At 70.7% G+C, this 18,290-nt stretch carries 16 protein-coding genes; 11 read left to right on the plus strand and 5 right to left on the minus strand.

Translation table 11 applies throughout. From position 1 onward, the window contains the following. The first annotated feature begins 164 nt into the window (after nucleotides 1-164). The 8 genes from KUF83_RS27020 (at nucleotide 165) to KUF83_RS27050 (ending at nucleotide 8,193) form a co-directional block, all read left to right on the plus strand. Nucleotides 165-686: a helix-turn-helix domain-containing protein gene (locus tag KUF83_RS27020; protein WP_308403143.1), complete on the plus strand. Its 522-nt coding sequence runs from the start codon at nucleotides 165-167 to the stop codon at nucleotides 684-686. Nucleotides 687-875: 189 nt separating this feature from the next. Further along, nucleotides 876-3,026: an MMPL family transporter gene (locus KUF83_RS27025; RefSeq protein ID WP_217457528.1), complete on the plus strand. Its 2,151-nt coding sequence runs from the start codon at nucleotides 876-878 to the stop codon at nucleotides 3,024-3,026. A 209-nt stretch (nucleotides 3,027-3,235) separates the two neighbouring features. Further along, nucleotides 3,236-3,403: a hypothetical protein gene (locus KUF83_RS27030; RefSeq protein ID WP_217457529.1), complete on the plus strand. Its 168-nt coding sequence runs from the start codon at nucleotides 3,236-3,238 to the stop codon at nucleotides 3,401-3,403. Nucleotides 3,404-3,646: 243 nt separating this feature from the next. Further along, the gene (locus tag KUF83_RS43040) at nucleotides 3,647-3,751 is read left to right on the plus strand and encodes a putative leader peptide (RefSeq protein WP_351779361.1); all 105 of its coding nucleotides are present in this window, start codon (nucleotides 3,647-3,649) and stop codon (nucleotides 3,749-3,751) included. 141 nt (nucleotides 3,752-3,892) lie between these two features. Continuing rightward, a complete protein-coding gene (sfnG, locus tag KUF83_RS27035) occupies nucleotides 3,893-5,029 on the plus strand; it encodes a dimethylsulfone monooxygenase SfnG (RefSeq protein ID WP_217457530.1) in 1,137 nt (378 codons plus the stop codon). Between the two features lie 155 nt (nucleotides 5,030-5,184). Continuing rightward, a complete protein-coding gene (gene ssuE, locus KUF83_RS27040; RefSeq protein ID WP_217457531.1) occupies nucleotides 5,185-5,739 on the plus strand; it encodes an NADPH-dependent FMN reductase in 555 nt (184 codons plus the stop codon). Nucleotides 5,740-5,771: 32 nt separating this feature from the next. Further along, nucleotides 5,772-6,995, plus strand: coding sequence for an SfnB family sulfur acquisition oxidoreductase (locus tag KUF83_RS27045; RefSeq protein WP_217457532.1), 1,224 nt, complete (start codon nucleotides 5,772-5,774; stop codon nucleotides 6,993-6,995). Nucleotides 6,996-7,047: 52 nt separating this feature from the next. Beyond that, nucleotides 7,048-8,193: an LLM class flavin-dependent oxidoreductase gene (locus tag KUF83_RS27050; protein ID WP_217457533.1), complete on the plus strand. Its 1,146-nt coding sequence runs from the start codon at nucleotides 7,048-7,050 to the stop codon at nucleotides 8,191-8,193. A 42-nt stretch (nucleotides 8,194-8,235) separates the two neighbouring features. On the opposite strand, the gene KUF83_RS27055 is transcribed toward KUF83_RS27050, so the two are convergent. Both KUF83_RS27055 and KUF83_RS42635 read right to left on the minus strand, forming a co-directional pair. Further along, on the minus strand, nucleotides 8,236-11,670 hold the full coding sequence (locus KUF83_RS27055) for an SEL1-like repeat protein (protein ID WP_217457534.1): 3,435 nt from the start codon (nucleotides 11,668-11,670) through the stop codon (nucleotides 8,236-8,238). A gap of 198 nt (nucleotides 11,671-11,868) precedes the next feature. Beyond that, nucleotides 11,869-12,000: a hypothetical protein gene (locus KUF83_RS42635; RefSeq protein ID WP_302828547.1), complete on the minus strand. Its 132-nt coding sequence runs from the start codon at nucleotides 11,998-12,000 to the stop codon at nucleotides 11,869-11,871. Nucleotides 12,001-12,326: 326 nt separating this feature from the next. Between KUF83_RS42635 and KUF83_RS27060 the strand changes: the two genes are divergently transcribed. The 3 genes from KUF83_RS27060 to KUF83_RS27070 all read left to right on the plus strand — a co-directional run bounded on the left by KUF83_RS27060 (nucleotide 12,327) and on the right by KUF83_RS27070 (nucleotide 15,798). Further along, nucleotides 12,327-13,022: a DNA polymerase beta superfamily protein gene (locus tag KUF83_RS27060; protein ID WP_217457535.1), complete on the plus strand. Its 696-nt coding sequence runs from the start codon at nucleotides 12,327-12,329 to the stop codon at nucleotides 13,020-13,022. Between the two features lie 283 nt (nucleotides 13,023-13,305). Next, on the plus strand, nucleotides 13,306-14,706 hold the full coding sequence (locus KUF83_RS27065; protein WP_217457536.1) for an aldehyde dehydrogenase family protein: 1,401 nt from the start codon (nucleotides 13,306-13,308) through the stop codon (nucleotides 14,704-14,706). Nucleotides 14,707-14,910: 204 nt separating this feature from the next. After that, nucleotides 14,911-15,798 (plus strand): glycoside hydrolase family 19 protein, encoded by an 888-nt coding sequence (locus KUF83_RS27070; RefSeq protein WP_217457537.1) that lies wholly within the window; start codon nucleotides 14,911-14,913, stop codon nucleotides 15,796-15,798. Between the two features lie 75 nt (nucleotides 15,799-15,873). Here KUF83_RS27070 and KUF83_RS27075 read toward each other — a convergent pair whose 3' ends face one another. The 3 genes from KUF83_RS27075 to KUF83_RS27085 all read right to left on the minus strand — a co-directional run bounded on the left by KUF83_RS27075 (nucleotide 15,874) and on the right by KUF83_RS27085 (nucleotide 18,124). Next, entirely contained in the window at nucleotides 15,874-17,532 is a 1,659-nt protein-coding gene (locus KUF83_RS27075; RefSeq protein ID WP_217457538.1) for a catalase, read from the minus strand. A 135-nt stretch (nucleotides 17,533-17,667) separates the two neighbouring features. Next, complete coding sequence (locus KUF83_RS27080) at nucleotides 17,668-17,955, minus strand: DUF4190 domain-containing protein (protein ID WP_217457539.1); 288 nt, start codon at nucleotides 17,953-17,955, stop codon at nucleotides 17,668-17,670. A 4-nt stretch (nucleotides 17,956-17,959) separates the two neighbouring features. Next, nucleotides 17,960-18,124, minus strand: coding sequence for a hypothetical protein (locus KUF83_RS27085; protein WP_217457540.1), 165 nt, complete (start codon nucleotides 18,122-18,124; stop codon nucleotides 17,960-17,962). Nucleotides 18,125-18,290 lie beyond the last annotated feature (166 nt).

Raw genomic sequence — 18,290 nt, forward strand, 5'->3', positions numbered from 1 at the left:
GTGGTCCGTCCTCCGTCTCGGCGTCACTTCTCCCGGTGATCCCTTCCCCGGCGGGCGCCGCCGCGGATGCGCCGAGCGGGCCACAGCGTGCGACCGGTTCCCGGGCGGTCGGGACCGGTGACGGCCCGGGCCGGGGAGGGCGGAGCCTTCTATAGGCTGAGCGTGTGGCCAGCGCAGACGACCGGGAGAGCCGGGCAGGAGATCGGGAGCCCCGCGAGGGCCCGGCCGGGGACGGCACCGCGGTGACCGATCTGCAGGCGTTCGCCGTGCGTCTGCGGCGGATGAACGGCGAGATCAACCGCCTGGTGCACGGGTTCGCGGCCGACCAGGGCCTGCACGCCACGGACGTCCAGGCGCTGGCGGCGATCCTGGACTCCGACGGGCCGATGACACCGGGCGGGCTGCGCGAGCACCTCGGACTGACCTCCGGCGCCGTGACCGCCTGCGTGGACCGGCTGGAGCGCGCGGGACACATCCGCCGGGTCAGGGAGAGCGCCGACCGCCGGGTGGTCCACCTGTACTACGCCGCCGACGCGCGGTCGGCGGCGCGGTCGCACTTCCGTCCCCTCGCCGACGCCACGGAGGCCGCCCGGTCGCAGTTCACGGCCGACGAACTGGCCGTGGTGCTGCGCTTCCTCGCGGCGATGAACGAGGAGCTGTCGACGCTGCGTTCGTCCGGGCGCTGAACGGCCGGACGCCCCGCTCCCCGCCACGGTGATCCAGCCGGGCCGGACACCGGGTTTTCGCGGGCCGCCCGCATCCATGGGCCGGGTCATGGCGGAAGAAGACGTGTCGTCTATGCTCGCGGCACCCATGTATCTCAATGATTAAGATTGTTCATTGTTGAGTTACCGGATCGATCCCTCTGGAGAACGATGACCATCTCGCCCCGGCGGGCCCGTCTGCTCGTCCCCGTCGTCCTGCTCATCGCCTGGCTGGGCATCGGCGGCGCGCTGGGCCCCTTCGCCGGCCGGCTCGGCGAGGTGGCGACCAACGACCAGGCCGCCTTCCTGCCCCGCAGCGCCGAATCCACCGCGGTCATCGACGAACAGCGCGCCTTCCAGCAGGACGAGACGCTGCCCGCGATCGTCGTCTGGACCCCCGACGACTCCGCGACGGCCGACGCTCTGCGAAGCGCCGCCACCCGGGAACTCGCCTCGCTCGCCGGCGCACCGGGCGTCGTCGGCACCCCGTCGCCCGCGATCGTCTCCGACGACGCCAAGGCGCTCCAGGGCGTCGTCCAGCTGCGGCCCGACCTCGAAGAGAACCTCCCGGTCGCCCTCGAAAGGATCCGGAAAGCGGCCGAGCGCGTCGACGGCGCGACGGTCCAGCTGGCCGGGCCCGCCGCCAGCCAGGCGGACCTCTCCGACGCCTTCGCCGGCATCGACGGACTGCTGCTGGTCGTCGCGCTGGTCACCGTCCTCGTCATCCTGCTGCTCGTCCACCGCAGTGTGCTGCTGCCCCTGGTGATCATCGTCGGCTCGGTCCTCGCGCTCGGCCTGGCCTGCGCGATCGTCTACGCACTCGCCGCACGCGACATACTCCGGGTCGACGGACAGGTCCAGGGCATCCTCTCCATCCTGGTGATCGGCGCGGCCACCGACTACGCCCTCCTGCTCACCGCCCGGTACCGCGAGGAACTGACCACCGGGGCCGACCGGTTCGGCGCCGTACGAGCCGCGCTGCGCGAGTCCTGGGGCGCCGTCGTCGCCAGCGGCGCGACCGTTGCCCTCGGTCTGCTGGCCCTGTTCCTCAGCGACCTGACGAACAATCGCGCCCTCGGACCGGTGGGCGCGATCGGCATCGTCTGCGCCGTCGTCAGCTCACTGACGTTCCTGCCCGCGGTCCTCGTCCTCCTCGGGCGGGCCGCCTACTGGCCGGCCAAGCCCCGCTCCACCGACGGCGGTGGCAGCGTGTCGGGCCTGTGGACCCGGGTCGCACACCTGGTGGACAGGGCTCCACGCAAGGTCTGGGCGTTCTCCCTGGCCGGTCTGCTCGCCTGCGCGGCCTTCGCGCCGACCCTCACCTCCAAGGGCGTACCCCTCGACGAGATCTTCGTGAACGACGCGCCCTCCGTCGCCGCACAGCGCACCCTCGGCGAGCACTTCCCGGGCGGCTCCGGAAACCCCGCCGTGGTCGTCGCCGACGCCGACCGGCTCGATCAGGTCGTCGCCGCGGCCCGGCGGACCCAGGGTGTCGCGGACGCCGCCGGCGTCACCGGGTCGGGCCGCCCCGGTGGTGAACCCCGGATCGTCGACGGCCGGGTACGCATCGACGTCACCCTCCGCTCCGCCGCCGACAGCGACGAGGCCAAGGACACCGTGGTGCGTCTGCGTACCGCGGTCCACGCCGTGCCCGGCGCCGACGCCCTCGTCGGGGGCTACACGGCTCAGCAGTACGACACCCAGCGCACGGCCGAGCGGGACCGCACGCTCATCGTCCCCGTGGTGCTCGCCATCATCTTCGCCATCCTCGCCCTGCTGCTGCGCTCGCTGCTCCTGCCCGCCGTCCTGGTGGCGACGGTGGCTCTCAACTTCCTTGCCACCCTGGGCATTTCGTCTCTCGTCTTCCAGCACGTCCTCGGCTTCTCCGGCACCGACTCGTCCGTGCCGCTGTACGGCTTCGTGTTCCTGGTGGCCCTGGGAGTCGACTACAACATCTTCCTCATGTCCCGGGTGCGGGAGGAGTCGCTGCGGCACGGCGTGCGTGAGGGCGTCCTGCGCGGTCTGGTCGCCACGGGTGGCGTGATCACCTCGGCCGGTGTCGTACTGGCCGCCACCTTCGCCGCCCTCGGAGTGATCCCGCTGGCCTTCCTCGTGCAGATCGCGTTCATCGTCGCCTTCGGTGTCCTGCTCGACACCCTTGTGGTGCGGTCCCTGCTCGTGCCGGCGCTGACGCTGGACATAGGGAGGGCCGCCTGGTGGCCGGGCCGGCTGAGCCGGAAGCGGGACGAGGGGCCCGACGGCGGGGCCGCCGGGCAGCGCGAGCAGGCCACGGCGGGAGGCGGTGCGCGCCCTGCCGGCTGACGGCCGGTGACGGCCGGGCCCGCGGCTCACCGCGTCTGTCGTGTCTGTCGTGTCTGTCGTGTCTGTCGTGTCTGTCGTGTCCGTCGTGTACCCGCGGCATCGTGCCGCGGGTACCGGCACATGTGCGCGCAGATCGGGGGCAGAAGAGTCGACAACGCAGAAGATGAAGGCGACAGGGTCGCCGACCGGTCCGGGAGGAGTCCGCCGTCATGAGTGCGAAGGTGCTGAAGCGCTTTCCCGCAGGAGCCCCGCGAGGCTCCTGGCCCGCCGAGGAGTACGCGGCGCGACGCCGGGACGAGGGAGAGGCCGCGGCGGTCGTGATGGACCTGGAGTCGGACGCCTTCCTCGTGGTGATCCGGGCGGGCGACGAGGACTGAACGTCGTCCCGTCGGCGCGTGCCGCTCCACCGCGGACCGTTCCTCCGACGGGCCGCCGATCACGACGGCCGGACGGCGACACGCTCACATCGCCCCGCCCGTCCCGGTTCCAGCTGCGCTGTTCGCACTCCCGCGGAATTCCGTACCCGCGCCACCCTGTTCGAAGGACGTCCGGCGCACCGTCGTGCAATTGACCGGTCCGGGATACGAGACCGACCGGGTATTCCTTGACGGTCCGGACCGATGCCTGCCACGATCGAGAACATGATGATGCGACTGGACCTCACGCGGCGACGCCATGTCGACCTCGCGCGTGTCTCCAGCGCCGCCTGTTGCCTCGCGGCCTGATCCTCCGGATCCGCTGCGCCTCACCCCACCTTTTCTTCCGCGGCTGCCGACAGCCGTGAGTCGCCTTGCGCTGCCCTGATTCGGCAATTCCCCACGCCCTGCCGAATTCGGCTGCCCGAATTCCCGCAACAGGAGTTCCGCATGCCTGCAGAGAACCTTTCCGCAGATCCCGTCCGCTTCGCTTACTGGGTCCCCAACGTCAGCGGCGGTCTCGTCACCAGCACGATCGAACAACGCACCGACTGGGGCTACGACTACAACCGCGAACTCGCCGTCCTCGCTGAGAACAACGGCTTCGACTACGCCCTCAGCCAGGTCCGCTACATGGCCAGCTACGGCGCCGAGTTCCAGCACGAGTCGACCAGCTTCAGCCTCGCCCTGCTGCTCGCCACCCAGCGTCTCAAGGTCATCGCGGCGGTCCACCCGGGCCTGTGGCACCCAGGGGTACTCGCCAAACTCGGCGCCACGGCCGACCACCTGTCCAACGGCCGCTTCGCGGTGAACGTCGTCAGCGGCTGGTTCAAGGACGAGTTCACCGCCCTCGGTGAACCGTGGCTGGAGCACGACGAGCGCTACCGCCGCTCCGAGGAGTTCATCCAGGCCCTGCGCCAGATCTGGACCGAGGACCACACCGAACTCGCCGGTGACTTCTACCGGTTGCGTGACTTCTCCCTCAAGCCCAAGCCCCTCAACACTCCCGAACGCCCCCACCCGGAGATCTTCCAGGGCGGCAACTCCAGCGCCGCGCGCGCCATGGCCGGCCGGGTCTCCGACTGGTACTTCTCCAACGGCAAGGACTTCGACGGCGTCGTCGAACAGCTCGCGGACGTACGCGCGTCGGCCGCCCAAGTCGGCCGTACGGCACCGAAGTTCGGCCTCAACGGCTTCCTGATCGCCCGTGACACCGAGGCCGAGGCCCGCGAAACCCTGCGCGAGATCGTGGCACACGCCGACCGCGAGGCCGTCGAGGGCTTCGGCGCCGCCGTCAAGCAGGCCGGCCGGTCCACCGCCGACGGCAAGGGCATGTGGCAGGACTCCTCCTTCGAGGACCTCGTCCAGTACAACGACGGCTTCCGTACCGGGCTGATCGGCACCCCGGAGCAGGTCGCCGAGCGGATCGTGGCCTACAAGCGCCTCGGCGTCGACCTGCTTCTCCTCGGCTTCCTCCACTACCACGAGGAGGTCGAGTACTTCGGCCGCCGTGTGCTGCCCCTCGTACGCGAACTGGAAGCCCGACTCCCGGACACCGAAAGCGAATCCGTGGCGGTCCACGCCTGAGTCCGGCTCCTTTTGCACTCCGCTGTCGCCAACAAGCGGCGAGAAGCGGGCCGCTGGCTGTTCGAGGGCGAACTGCCCGGACCCACCTGGTACTCCTGACCGCTCACCCCGGGGCGCCTCCCGCGCGGAGGCACCCCCGTTCCGAAAGAGAACCCATGGCCACCGTTCTGTCCGTATCCGGCAGTCCCTCCGCCTCCTCCCGCACCAACCGTCTTCTGCGCCACCTCGACGCCCGGCTGACGGCACAGGGCCACGAGGTGATTCCGCTCGACGTCCGTACGATCCCTGCGGAGGCACTGCTCGGCGCCGACTTCCGGCATCCGGCGATCGTCGAGGCCACCGCCCTCTTCGCACGTGCCGACGGCGTCGTCATCGGCACCCCCGTCTACAAGGCCGCCTACTCCGGAGTCCTCAAGGCACTGCTCGACCTGCTCCCGCAGTACGCACTCACGGGGAAGACGGTGCTGCCCCTGGCGACCGGTGGTACGACTGCACATGTGCTGGCCATCGACTACGCCCTGCGGCCGGTGCTCAGCTCCATGGGCGCCCGCCACGTGGTCCAGGGCTGGTTCACCCTCGACAAGGACATCTCGGTGGGTGAGGACGGCGGACTCGCCGTGGCGCCCGAGGCCACCGAGGCGCTGACCCAGGTGCTCGACCAGTTCTCCGAGGCGCTGGGCCGCACACCGGTCCTGGCCGCGGCGGGCTGACCGTGTCCGCGAACACGTCCGCCAGGACCGCCGTGGGAGCCTCCACGGGGGACCCCGCGAGGACCGCCGCCGTCGCCGCCGACGTCATCGCCGACGACGCCGAGGCCCTGGCCGTCGCGGCGGCCCTGGCCGACGGGTTCCGGGCCGGAGCTTCCCGGCGCGACAGCGAACGCGCCCTCCCGCACGAGGAGGTGGACCGGCTCTCCGCCTCCGGACTGCTCGCCGTCACCGTGCCGGCCGAGTACGGCGGCGCCGACGTACGCCAGGAGACGCTCGCCGAGATCTTCCGGCTCCTCGCGTCCGCCGACGCCGGCCTGGCCCAGATCCCGCAGAGCCACTTCGTCTACGTCAACGTGCTCCGCCGCCAGGGGACCCCGCAGCAGCGCGCGTTCTTCTTCGGCGAGGTGCTCGCCGGGCGCCGCTTCGGCAACGCCCAGTCGGAGGCCGGCACGAAACACGTCCAGGACATCCGCACCCGACTGGAGCGGCTCCCGGACGGCTCGTACGTCCTCACCGGGGTCAAGCACTACGCCACGGGCGCCCTCTTCGCCGACTGGATTCCCGTCCTAGCCCGCGCCGCGGACGACAGGCTGCACGTCGCGTTCGTGCCCCGGGGCGCCGCGGGGGTCACGGTCGTCGACGACTGGGACGGCATGGGCCAGCGCACCACGGCCAGCGGGACCGTCCGCCTCGACGCCGTGTCCGTACCCGCCGACCGGGTCGTTCCCCACCACCTCACCTTCGAAGGCCCGCAACTGCACGGCGCGGTCGCCCAGTTGCTGCACGCCGCCATCGACGCCGGGATCGCGGCGGGCGCGCTCTCCGAGGCCGTGGAGTTCGTCCGTACCAAGAGCCGACCGTGGTTCGAGAGCGGCTTCGAGACCGCGGCCGAGGACCCCCTGCTCATCCAGCGGTTCGGGGAACTGGCCGTCCAGGTGCGGGCCACCGAGGCGCTCCTGGGCGTGGCGGCCCGTGAGGTCGACACCGCCCGCGCCGACCTCACGGACGCGACGGCCGCCGAGGCGTCCGTCGCGGTGGCCGCCGCGAAGGCTCACGCCGCTGCCACCGCCGTCGAGGTGTCGAGCGCGCTCTTCGAGGTGGCCGGCACCCGCTCCGCCCTCAACTCCCTCAATCTGCACCGGCATTGGCGTGACGCCCGGACGCACACACTGCACGACCCGGCCCGCTGGAAGATCCAGCACATCGGCCGGTACGTGCTCAACGGCACCCCGCCGCCGCGCCACGGCCTCCTCTGAGGCCGGCATCCCGCCCCACCTCGAAGAACACCCTCGATCGGAGAACGCCCCCGTGTCCCTCACCTTTCACTGGTTCCTGCCCACCAACGGAGACAGCCGCCATGTCGTCGGGGGCGGACACGGCACCCCGGCCACGGTGTCCGGGCGGGACCGGCCGCCGACGGTCGCCTATCTGAGCCAGATCGCCCGGGCGGCCGAGGACCTCGGCTTCGTCGGCGCGCTCACGCCCACCGGCGCCTGGTGCGAGGACGCCTGGCTGACCACCGCGATGGTCAGCCAGCACACCGAGCGGCTGAAGTTCCTGGTCGCCTTCCGGCCGGGGTCCGTGTCGCCGACGCTCGCCGCGCAGATGGCGTCCACGTTCCAGCGGCAGTCCGGCGGACGGCTCCTCCTCAACGTCGTCACCGGCGGCGAGAGCCACGAGCAGCGCGCGTACGGCGACTTCCTCGACAAGGACGCCCGCTACCGCCGCACCGGCGAGTTCCTGCAGATCGTGCGGGGCCTGTGGGAGGGCAGGACCGTCGACCTGTCCGGCGAGTTCCTGCGGGTCGAGGACGCCCGCCTCGCCCGGCTGCCCGACCCGGTCCCCGAGGTGTACTTCGGCGGATCGTCCCCCATCGCGGGCGAGATCGCCGCCCGGCACGTGGACGTCTACCTCACCTGGGGCGAACCGCCCGCGCAGGTCGCCGAGAAGATCGCGTGGGTCCGCGCACTGGCGGAGAAGGAGGGCCGCGACGTCCGGTTCGGCATCCGGTTGCACGTCATCACACGCGACACCTCCGAGCAGGCCTGGGCGGAGGCCGAGCGGCTGCTCGCCGGCTTCGACCCGCAGACGGTGAAGTCCGTACAGGCCGGGCTCGCCCGCAGCGAGTCCGAGGGGCAGCAGCGGATGCTCGCCCTGCACGGAGGCGGCAGCCGGGACGGTCTGGAGATCTACCCCAACCTGTGGGCCGGCATCGGTCTCGTGCGCGGCGGCGCGGGCACCGCCCTCGTGGGCAGCCACGACGAGGTCGCCGAGCGCATCGCCGAGTACCACGACCTGGGCATCGACGAGTTCGTGCTCTCCGGCTACCCGCACCTGGAGGAGGCGTACTGGTTCGGCGAGGGAGTCCTGCCCCGGCTCGCCGCGCGGGGACTGTGGCAGCACCCGTTCACCGGCAGGGCCACCCCCGCGGCACAGGTCCCGTTCGCGAGCTAGCGCCTTGCTCACACCGAACGCCTCAGCGCGGCACGGCCACGCTCATTCGCAGTCCGCGGTCGTCCACTCGGCTGCTATGTCCCCCTCCGGGGTGTACCCGTAGGCGTGTAATCGGGCGGCCAGGTCGGCGTTGCCCAGCTTGCGCAGGACATCCTGTGCTTCGTCCGGCGCGGCCGCACCGGCCACCGCCGCGCGCCGGTACCAGGGGAGTGCTTCGTCGAGGCGCTCGGCTCTGACGAGTCGGCCGGCCGCTTCGGCGAGGGCGTTGGTGTGGCCGGCTGCCGCCGCGCGTTCGTACCAGGGGAGTGCTTCGTCGAGGCGCTTGACCTTGCTGAGCTGGTCGGCGGCCTCGGCGAGGGCGTTGGTGTGGCCGGCTGCCGCCGCGCGTTCGTACCAGGGGAGTGCTTCGTCGAGGCGCTTGCCGTCTGCCAGCTGGTTCGCGGCTTCGGTGAGGGCGTTGGTGTGGCCGGCTGCCGCCGCGCGTTCGTACCAGGGGAGTGCTTGGTCCAGGCCTTCGGCCTTGGCCAGTTCAGCTCCGACGGACGCCAGAACATCGGTACCGCCCGCCGCCGCCGCGCGGTCGAAGCAGAGCAGAGCGTCCGCGCGCCGTCCCTCGGCCAGGAGATGGCCGCCGACCTCGGCATGTACGTGCGTGGGACCTTCGGACGCGGCGAGGTCGCCCCACTCCGACGCCTCGTCCAAGTACCCCAGGTGTGCGAGCTGCTGAGCGATCTGCTCGTAGAGAGCGACCCGTTTCGCGGGCCACCCGCCACTTTCGATCACCTTGTGGCACCAGTCGACGGCCTCGGCACTGCGATCCGCCAGGATCAGCTCAACCGCCGCGTGGACACACGCCTCCGCGTAGCCGGCCTCGGCCGCTCGCCGGTACCAGTGCAGTGCCTCCTCTTCCCGGCCGGACGTGGACAACTCGGTGGCAGCCGCCATCAGGGCCTCCGGCTGGCCCGCCGCCCAAGCCCGTTCGTACCAGGCGAGAGCCGTGTCGAGATCGCCCATGTTGGCGCGGCAGTCGGCCACGAGCTGCAGTGCCTCCACATGACCCGCGGCGGCGGCGCGCTCGTACCAGCCCAGTGCCTCGTCCATACGACCGGCGTCGGCGAGGTGATCGGCGGCCTCCGTCAGGACCTCCGTACAACCGGCGTCGGCGATGCGGCCGTACCGGTCCAGCGCCTCGTCCAGGCGCCCCACGGCGGCGAGGTGCTCGGCGGCCGGGCGGAGAACCGACAACTGGCCGAGCGCCGCGGCCCGTTCGAACCAGTCGATGTTCTCGCTGGGGTCCTCCACGCGGCCGGCGACCTTCTGCAGGGCGTCCGCATGGCCCGCGGCCAGGGCACGCTCGCACCAGTCGAGGGCCTCGTCCAAACGGCCCTCGCCGATGAGGAGTTCGGCGGCGAGCTGCAGGGCTTCGGTGTGGCCCGCCTCGGCGGCCAGCTCGAACCACCGGAGCGCCTCGTCGGGCCGTGCCGCGCCGACGAGACCGTCCGTCACCTGCCGCAGGGCCTCGGAGCTGCCGGCGACGGTGGCCGTCGTGTACCACTGCGTCGACTTCGTCGCCCAGTGGTCGATCTCCGCCGCCGTTCGCAGGGGCAGTGACCAGGGAGGACCGGCCCGGTCGAGGAGACCGGCGGCCACCAGCTGTTGCGCCGCGTGGGGAAGCGACTCGAAGTGATCGGCCTCGATGGCCCGCTCGTACCAGCTCAGGGCCTCCTGTACGCGATCCGCCAGGAGGAGCTGGTCGGCCACATGACAGAGAATCCCCGAGTGCCCTGCAGCGACGGCACGTTCGTACCAGCGCTGGGCCTCATCCACGCGACCTGCACGCATGAGCCAGTCGCCGGCCACCGAGAGGCAGTCGGTGCGGCCGGCGGAAGCCGCCTTGTCGATCCAGTCCAGAGCCTCCGTCAGACGGCCGGCCTCGGCCAGGAGCTCGGCGGCACGGTCGTGGCGCCCCGCTCTGATCCACAGGGAGCAGGCATGCCGGACGACTCCCCGGTTCGCCGCTTCCAACGCGAAGAGACCTGCGACTTCCGGTCCGCAATGGGTTCTCGCCGCCTGCCAGAACAGTTCGGGAACGTGGTCGAGCAGGCGCTCCGAACGCCCGTACTGATCCAGGTAGTCCGCGAGGCGATACGCCTGCGGCACGCCCCGCGCACTGCGAGGCCCGGCGCCTCGTGGCCGTTTCAGAGGGTGCAGTGGTCCTCGCGCCCCCATGACGGGCTTGGTGAGGATCGCCAACGGCTTCTCGGGCCAGTCGTGGTCGTCCGTGAGGTCCCAGTCCGTGTCACTGATGTAGGCCTCGGCGGCGGCGGTCAGGAACGGAAGCGGGATCCCGCGTGGGTGGCCCAGACGGCGTGCGTCCATGGCGGCCTGCAGCAGTGCCCTGGTCTCGGGGACCGCCGCGTTGTAGATGTCGAGCAGCGTCGGCGCCCCGGCGAGATACTGGGCGACCATGCCGTCGGACGCGAACCGGGCGGCGGTGATGAGCCGGGGGTCCGAGGACGTCCGCAGGGCCTCGATCGCGTCGGGGCCGAAGGAACTCGGTACGTGCAGGTGCTGACCGGCCAGCAGACGCCGCGCCTGTTTGTGCGGGTCCGGTTCGTTGAGCGCAGGTGCACGGGTCAGCAGTTCGAAGTACTCGAGGCCGGACCAGATGGTGCCGAGCACCAGGACGGGAGCCCGGGAGCCGTCTGCCAGCAGGCCACGGACCTTGTCGGCGATCGCTTCACCCTGACTGCGCGACAGGAGGTGGTGGTGGGCCTCGTCGAGCCAGACCACGGTGCGGGGGCCGACGTGATCGAGGTCCGCGAGAGCGTCCGTCGCGCGTTCGGGGTCGGCGGGTCTCCACAGGCGCCAGCCTGAGGGCAGCTGACGGAGCGCCTCCCAGCAGGCCCTGGTCTTGCCGGTGGAGGAGTTGCCGACCAGCATGGCGAGTCGGCTCAGTCCGGTCACGGCGTCGGTGACGATCTCGCGCAGTCTCGTGTCGTGGTCACGGTCCAGGTACGGGGTGAGACCGGTGTGGCCCTCCAGGGCGACGACTCGGTGCACGTCCAACTCGTAGGGATCGAGTGCCGAGATGTGACGCCCCAGCGGTTCGGCGAGCTGGATCCTGGTCCACAACCGGGCCGCCTGCCGCCCGGCTGCAGGGCCGTCCCCACCGGCCATGGCGGTGAGCAGCTCGACGAGGGCCACCACATCCGCCTGTTTGGCGGGGGCCTCGGGCATACCGATCAGACGGGCGATGGTGTCCCTGGACGGACAGGCGTCCACCTCGTCGTCGTCGATCATCCGGTCGCTCAGCTCATTGAGCGTGGGCGCTCCCGCCGAGACATAGGCCTCGTACGTGAGGTCCTTGAGCTCACGCAGCGGACCTGGCGCGACCCGAGGGCGAGCGATCAGACGTGACGTGCCGGCGATCGCCTTGTGACGACTCGTGCCCGATGCCGACTCACCCCGCTTCATGCCACCATCATCGTCGCGAAGAGGCCTTTGTGGGATGTGAGTTCGAACGGATCCCGTGATCCGGTCGATGCCGGAGGGTGGGTTCGTGCTCATTGGTCCGTAAGTCCTCCCGCGTCCGGGATTTGCTGGCTGTTCTGGTGAGTGGATGGGTGGATCCGGGCCGCCTGCCACGGCCCGGATCCCCGAAGGACCGGCACGCTAGATCGCCGTGCGCAACCAGTCCACGACAGCGCGCACCAGCCCGCTGACGACGCCGCTGAGGGCGGCCGAACGGGCCTCGGTGAGCGACCGGTCGCGTCGGCGGTCCGACTTCCTCTTGTCACTGCGCATGGTGATGTCCTGACTTCGGAAAGGGATGGGGCAGCCGGCCGGCTTCCTTCGACTGTGACGGTCGTTCGAACCTCTGTTTCGAGTTGCGACGAGAAGGGACGAAGGAGGCCGGGGCCCGCGCAGACCCGCAGCTCAGCGGCCACCCGGTCCGCGCGGCGAGGGCCACGACGCGATGAAACGCGACGAGACACCGCCCTGTGTCCGAGGCCGTGGCGCCGGGAAAACCGCTGTACTCCGCGCCTCCCGGGTGATGACCTTGAGTGAGCCCCCCGGCTCGCACCAGGCAGACGGGGCGAGGCGACAAGGGTGAAAAAGGGGGGACGGCTGTGACCACCAGGAACATCCTGCTGTCCGGCATCGTCGGTTCGACCGCCTACGGCCTGGCCCACGAGGGCTCCGACGTGGACCGGCTCGGCATGTTCGCCGCCCCCACCGAAGACCTGCACGGCCTCCACGGGCCGAAGGAGTCCCACGTCACCACCAAGCCCGACAGCACGCTCCACGAAGCGGCCAAGTGGTGCAGGCTCGCCCTGGGCGGCAACCCGACCGTGACCGAACTGGTGTGGCTGCCCGAGGAGTTGTACGAGGTCCGCACGCCGCTGGGCGACGAGCTGATCGGTCTGCGCACGACCCTCCTCTCCGCGAAGCGGGTCCGTGACGCCTATCTCGGTTTCGCCACCCAGCAGTTCAAGCGGCTCTACGACCGGGGCGACAACTCGTTCTCCGCGGACACCCGCAAGCGGACCGCCAAGCACGCCCGGCACCTGCGGCGCCTGTGCCACCAGGGCTTCGAGCTGTACGCCACCGGCCGCCTGAGCATCCGCGTCGAGAACCCCGAGGAGTACCACCGCTTCGGCGAACAGGTGGCGGCCGACGCCATGGCCGCGCTGCCCCTGCTCAAGCACTACGAGTCCGCCTTCGACGAGACCCGCAGCGTCCTGCCGGAGCAGGCCGACGAGGCACCCGTCGAGGCGTGGCTGCGCAGGGTCCGGGCCCACCACTACACGCGGACGGGAGCATGACGCCCGGCTCGCAAACGGCGGCCCGACCGCGCCCCGCTCACTCCGCGCGGCGATGCGTACAGGTGGCGCGTGCCGACGGCGTCCACCAGTGGCGCGCCGACCGCTGACTGCCCGGGGCGGCGGCCCGCCTACGCCGCCGCCGGCGCTCCCGCTCCGGCCGACGGACCCGCCCGGCGGGGTGGCGCGGAAATCCGCCGTCCGAGGGGTCCCGGTGGGCCCTTGGTGTGACCTGTCGCTCACGGGCGACCGTTTCGGCCTGTGCGGAATGAATGATGCCGTATAAATGGTTGGTATATACATCGAGCTTGTCGCTCGATCCACCGTGCGCGGGCCGCCGGCCCGCCCCGACCAGCGAGGCACCGTGAACCAGCCCACCCCCGAGCAGCCCGCCGACGTCGTGGCCCGGCTGCGCGCCACCTTCCGCTCAGGCCGCACCAAGCCCGTCGAATGGCGTACCGGCCAGCTGAGCCGCCTGCGCGAGATGCTCACCGCGCACGGCGAGGACCTGGCCGCGGCCCTCCACACCGACCTGGGCAAGAGCTCCACCGAGGCCTTCCGTACGGAGATCGACTTCGTCGTGCGGGAGATCGACCACACCCTGGAGCACCTCGACGGGTGGCTGCGCCCCGAGTCCGCCCCCGTCCCCGCGCACCTCGGCGCCGACGCGACGGCCTGGACGCGGTACGACCCGCTCGGTGTCGTCCTGGTCATCGCCCCCTGGAACTACCCGGCGCAGCTCCTGCTCGCCCCGATGCTGGGCGCCCTGGCCGCGGGCAACGCGGTCGTCGTCAAGCCCAGCGAAATGGCCCCGGCCACCTCCGCCGAGCTCGCCCGGCTGCTGCCCCGGTTCCTCGACACCGAGGCCGTCGCCGTCGTCGAGGGCGGTGTCCCCGAGACGACGGCCCTGCTCGCCGAGCGGTTCGACCACATCTTCTACACCGGCAACGGCACGGTCGGACGCATCGTGATGACCGCCGCCGCCCGGCACCTCACCCCGGTCACCCTCGAACTCGGCGGCAAGTCCCCGGCGTTCGTGGACCGGGACACCGACCCGGCCGTCGTCGCCGACCGTCTGGTGCGCGGCAAGTTCCTCAACGCCGGGCAGACCTGCGTCGCCCCCGACTACGTCCTGACCGACCCGGAGACCGCCCGCGCCCTGGAGCCCGCGCTGGCCAAGGCCGTGGAGGCGCTGTTCGGGGCCGACGCGGCGAGCTCCCCCGAGTACGGCCGGATCATCAACGAGCGGCACTTCGACCGGCTCAGCGGGCTGCTCGGCTCCGGCCGGGTCGTCGTGGGCGGCGACAGCGACCGCGCGACGAAGTACATCGCGCCGACCGTCCTGGCCGACGTCGAGCCCGACGCGCCGGTCATGCGCGAGGAGATCTTCGGCCCGGTTCTGCCGATCGTGACCGTCCCCGGGCTGGACGACGCCATCGGGTTCATCAACGACCGCGACAAGCCCCTCGCCCTGTACGTCTTCACCGAGTCGGACGTGACCCGGGAGCGGCTCGCCGAGGAGACGTCCTCCGGAGGCCTGGGCTTCGGTCTGCCGCTCGCCCATCTCACGGTCTCCGACCTGCCCTTCGGGGGCGTGGGGGAGAGCGGCATGGGCAACTACCACGGCCGCTACTCGATCGAGACGTTCAGCCACCGCAAGGCCGTGCTGGAGAAGCCGCTGAGTTGAGGCGGAGCGGGCGGAGGGCGGCTGCGGGGCGAGTTGACTGGTCTACACCCTTGACTGGTCCAGACCAAGGGAGTTGAGTGTGCCTCCACACCCCCCACCACGGCCGCTCCGTGCGCCGCGGCCGGTGTCACCGGCGCGCGTACAAGGTCTGCTCCGCTCTGCCCTCGTACGGGTGCGGCCGTGCTCCGCGAAGGAGTTGGTCCTGTGTCGAGGCGTCGTATCTCTGCGTTCGTGGCCGCGGTCGTCCTCGGATGCGCCGCGCCGGTGATCCTGCCGGCGTCGGGCGCGTCCGCCGCGGCCTGTTCGAGCTACCCGAACTGGGTGGCGGGCAAGGCCTACGTCACCGGAAATATCGTCCGGTACACCGACGGCAAGGCGTACATCGCCGAGCACGACAACCCGGGCTACGACCCCACCATCAGCACCTGGTTCTGGGAGCCGTACGCCTGTGACGGCGGACCCACCAACCCCTCCGGGTTCGTGGTGAGCGAAGCGCAGTTCAACCAGATGTTCCCGGGCCGGAACTCCTTCTACACCTACAGCGGGCTGAAGGCCGCGATGAGCGCCTACCCGGCCTTCGCGAACACCGGCAGCGACACGGTGAAGAAGCAGGAGGCCGCGGCCTTCCTCGCCAACGTCAGTCACGAGACCGGCGGGCTGGTCCACATCGTCGAGCAGAACACCGCCAACTACCCGCACTACTGCGACTGGGGCCGGCCGTACGGCTGTCCGGCCGGCCAGGCCGCCTACTACGGGCGCGGGCCGATCCAGCTCAGCTGGAACTTCAACTACAAGGCAGCGGGCGACGCGCTCGGCATCGACCTCCTGAACAACCCCTGGCTCGTGCAGAACGACGCCGCCGTGGCCTGGAAGACGGGTCTCTGGTACTGGAACACCCAGTCCGGCCCCGGCTCCATGACCGGCCACAACGCGATGGTCAACGGGGCGGGCTTCGGTCACACGATCCGCTCCATCAACGGTTCGCTGGAGTGCGACGGCAAGAACCCCGCCCAGGTGCAGAGCAGGGTGAACAACTACCAGCGGTTCACGCAGATCCTCGGCACGACGACGGGCAACAACCTGTACTGCTGACCCTGTTGGCGGACACGGCTCCGCGGCCGGCTGTGAACCGGCCGCGGAGCCGTGACGCCACTCGTTGCCCGGCGCTCAGCGCGTGACCGTGTGCCGCGTGTTGGGGACGCAGTGGGTCATGGTCAGCCCGGCGACGTCCCGGGGCGGGTTCTCACCCAGCTTGGCGAGCCGCTCGCGATCCTCCTCGGTGAGGTCCTGGCCAGCCAGCGGCTGAAGGCCGGCCACGTCCTGGGGACTGATCTTGAGCCCTTCGCCCACCTTCAGGCCGAGTTCGTTCTCGACCAGCAGGAAGTGCCAGACCATCCGCTCCTGCACCGGCCGGTCGCACTGGGACAGCAGCGCGACGAAGTTCTTCACCAGGTCGTCCCGCTCCCACTCCTCCATCAGGAGGTAGCGCTGCCCGGCCTGCATGTAGTCGTTCGTGCGGGGGATCCGCTTGCGGGTGAGCCGGCCGTGGATCTCCGGTCCCTGCTCGTCGAGTGTGGGGTACTGCCCCTCGCGCAGGCCACCGGTGATCGACGGCTCGTAGTTCACGACCGGATTCTCGCCGCCGCCGTCCACGTGGTACGTCATCTGGCCGTCACGCTGGTTCGTACGGACCTCGGCGTTCTTGGCCTGGTTGACCGGGAGTTGGAGATAGTTCGGCCCGACCCGGTAACGCTGTGTGTCGCTGTAGGAGAAGGTCCGGCCGACGAGCATCTTGTCGTCGGAGAAGTCCAGGCCGTCCACCAGGACACCGGTACCGAAGGAGATCTGCTCGTTCTCCGCGAAGTAGTTGTCCGGCATCCGGTCGAGCACCATCCTGCCGACCGGCTTCGGCGGGAAGTCCTGCTCCGGCCAGGTCTTGGTGTCGTCCAGCGGATCGAAGTCGAGCTCGGGGTGGTCGTGGTCGTCCATCATCTGGACCAGCAGTTCCCACTCCGGGTGGTCGCCGCGCTCCACCGCCTCGTAGAGGTCCTTGGTGGCGTGACCGAGGCTGCCGGCCTGGACGTTGGCCGCGTCCTCCTCGGTCATGCTGCGCACGCCCTGCTTGGGCATCCAGTGGTACTTGACCAGGACCGTGCCGCCCTCCTCGTTCACCCATTTGTAGGTGTTGACGCCGAAGCCCTGCATGTGGCGGTAGTCGGCAGGGATGCCGCGCGGGCTGAAGAGGTTGATCAGCATGTGCATGGACTCGGGTGTCTGCGACATGAAGTCGAAGATCCGGCGCGGCTGCTGTTCGAAGGTGACCGGGTCGGGCTTGAGGGCGTGGATCACGTCCGGGAACTTGATCGCGTCCCGGATGAAGAACACGCCCAGGTTGTTGCCGACCATGTCCCAGTTGCCGTCCTCGGTGTAGAACTTCACCGCGAAGCCGCGCGGATCGCGGGCCGCCTCGGAGGAGTCCCGGCCGCCGATCACCGTGGAGAAGCGGACGGCCAGGTCCGTGCGCCTGCCGCGCTCCGCGAAGAGCTTGGCGCGGGTGAAGCGGCCGATCGGCTCGTCGCCCCAGGAGCCGTACGCCTCGAAGTAGCCGTAGGCGGTCACGCCGCGGGCGTGCACGACGCGCTCGGGGATGCGCTCGCGGTCGAAGTGGCTGATCTTCTCGAGGAACTGGTAGTTCTCCAGCGTCGCGGGGCCGCGGGCACCGACGGTCCGCTGATTCTGGTTGTCGTGGACCGGGTGTCCCTGCCGGTTGGTGAGTACCTCCCGGTCGTCGTCCGGGGTGGGGCCGGTGCTCGATACGTCCGTCACGTTCGTCCACTCCTCTGGGTCGTACAGGAATTCCTCACAAGGTATGCGCCGATTTGACCGTATATCCCCCCGCTCGGGGGAGGCGCAGCCGGTGGGGCCGTTCGCCGGGCCGTACCGGTCGGCGTGACACCGTGGTCAGCCGAGGATGCTCCACGACGTGGTGCCGTTCGCCGCCATGAGAACGGCGAGCACCACGATGTCGGCGATGCCGAGCCACAGCCCGAGCAGCGCTCTGGAGCGACGGGGCGTGTCCCGGCGCAGGGCCATGGTGGCCAGGACGATGGCGATGGGGCCGAGGACGAAGTTCAGGACGAGGAGACCGACCAGGCCGAGGACGAAGGAGGCCACGGCCATCCCCTCGGTGTCCCGCCTGCCGGTCTCCCGCGTGTCGGCCTCCCGCCGGCCGGGCGCTGTCAGTCGCATCACGTCACGCCCTTCGGGTGCGGCCGGACCGGCGCCGCTCACGGACGGCGAAGACCGCCAGCCAGACGGTGATGGCCACGCCGGCCACGAGGGTCACGGGCCAGGGAAGGTAGGCGGCCGACCCGATCAGCACGGTCAGCAGAAGGAAGGCCACGACAAGGATGAGCATGTCTACTCCCGTTCGCGCGGGGACACGGGCAACGCGGTGGAACGCCACTGCATGAACATGCGGTCACGGGTGTCCCGGCGGACCGACGTCACACCTCCGTCGGGCGGGGGGAGGTTGGCCGCGCCGCTCAGGGGTACTCCGACGATCTTCCGGAAGAGCCGTGGAA

The sequence above is a fragment of the Streptomyces sp. BV286 genome, assembly GCF_019090165.1.
Lineage (GTDB): Bacteria > Actinomycetota > Actinomycetes > Streptomycetales > Streptomycetaceae > Streptomyces.

What these genes read in the sequence shown, in the direction of transcription:
- KUF83_RS27055 (WP_217457534.1), bottom strand. Translation starts at nt 11,670, where the DNA reads ATGAAGCGGGGTGAGTCGGCATCGGGCACGAGTCGTCACAAGGCGATC.
- KUF83_RS27065 (WP_217457536.1), top strand. Translation starts at nt 13,306, where the DNA reads ATGGTTGGTATATACATCGAGCTTGTCGCTCGATCCACCGTGCGCGGG.
- ssuE (WP_217457531.1), top strand. Translation starts at nt 5,185, where the DNA reads ATGGCCACCGTTCTGTCCGTATCCGGCAGTCCCTCCGCCTCCTCCCGC.
- KUF83_RS43040 (WP_351779361.1), top strand. Translation starts at nt 3,647, where the DNA reads ATGCCTGCCACGATCGAGAACATGATGATGCGACTGGACCTCACGCGG.
- KUF83_RS42635 (WP_302828547.1), bottom strand. Translation starts at nt 12,000, where the DNA reads ATGCGCAGTGACAAGAGGAAGTCGGACCGCCGACGCGACCGGTCGCTC.
- KUF83_RS27085 (WP_217457540.1), bottom strand. Translation starts at nt 18,124, where the DNA reads ATGCTCATCCTTGTCGTGGCCTTCCTTCTGCTGACCGTGCTGATCGGG.
- KUF83_RS27080 (WP_217457539.1), bottom strand. Translation starts at nt 17,955, where the DNA reads ATGCGACTGACAGCGCCCGGCCGGCGGGAGGCCGACACGCGGGAGACC.
- KUF83_RS27030 (WP_217457529.1), top strand. Translation starts at nt 3,236, where the DNA reads ATGAGTGCGAAGGTGCTGAAGCGCTTTCCCGCAGGAGCCCCGCGAGGC.
- sfnG (WP_217457530.1), top strand. Translation starts at nt 3,893, where the DNA reads ATGCCTGCAGAGAACCTTTCCGCAGATCCCGTCCGCTTCGCTTACTGG.
- KUF83_RS27025 (WP_217457528.1), top strand. Translation starts at nt 876, where the DNA reads ATGACCATCTCGCCCCGGCGGGCCCGTCTGCTCGTCCCCGTCGTCCTG.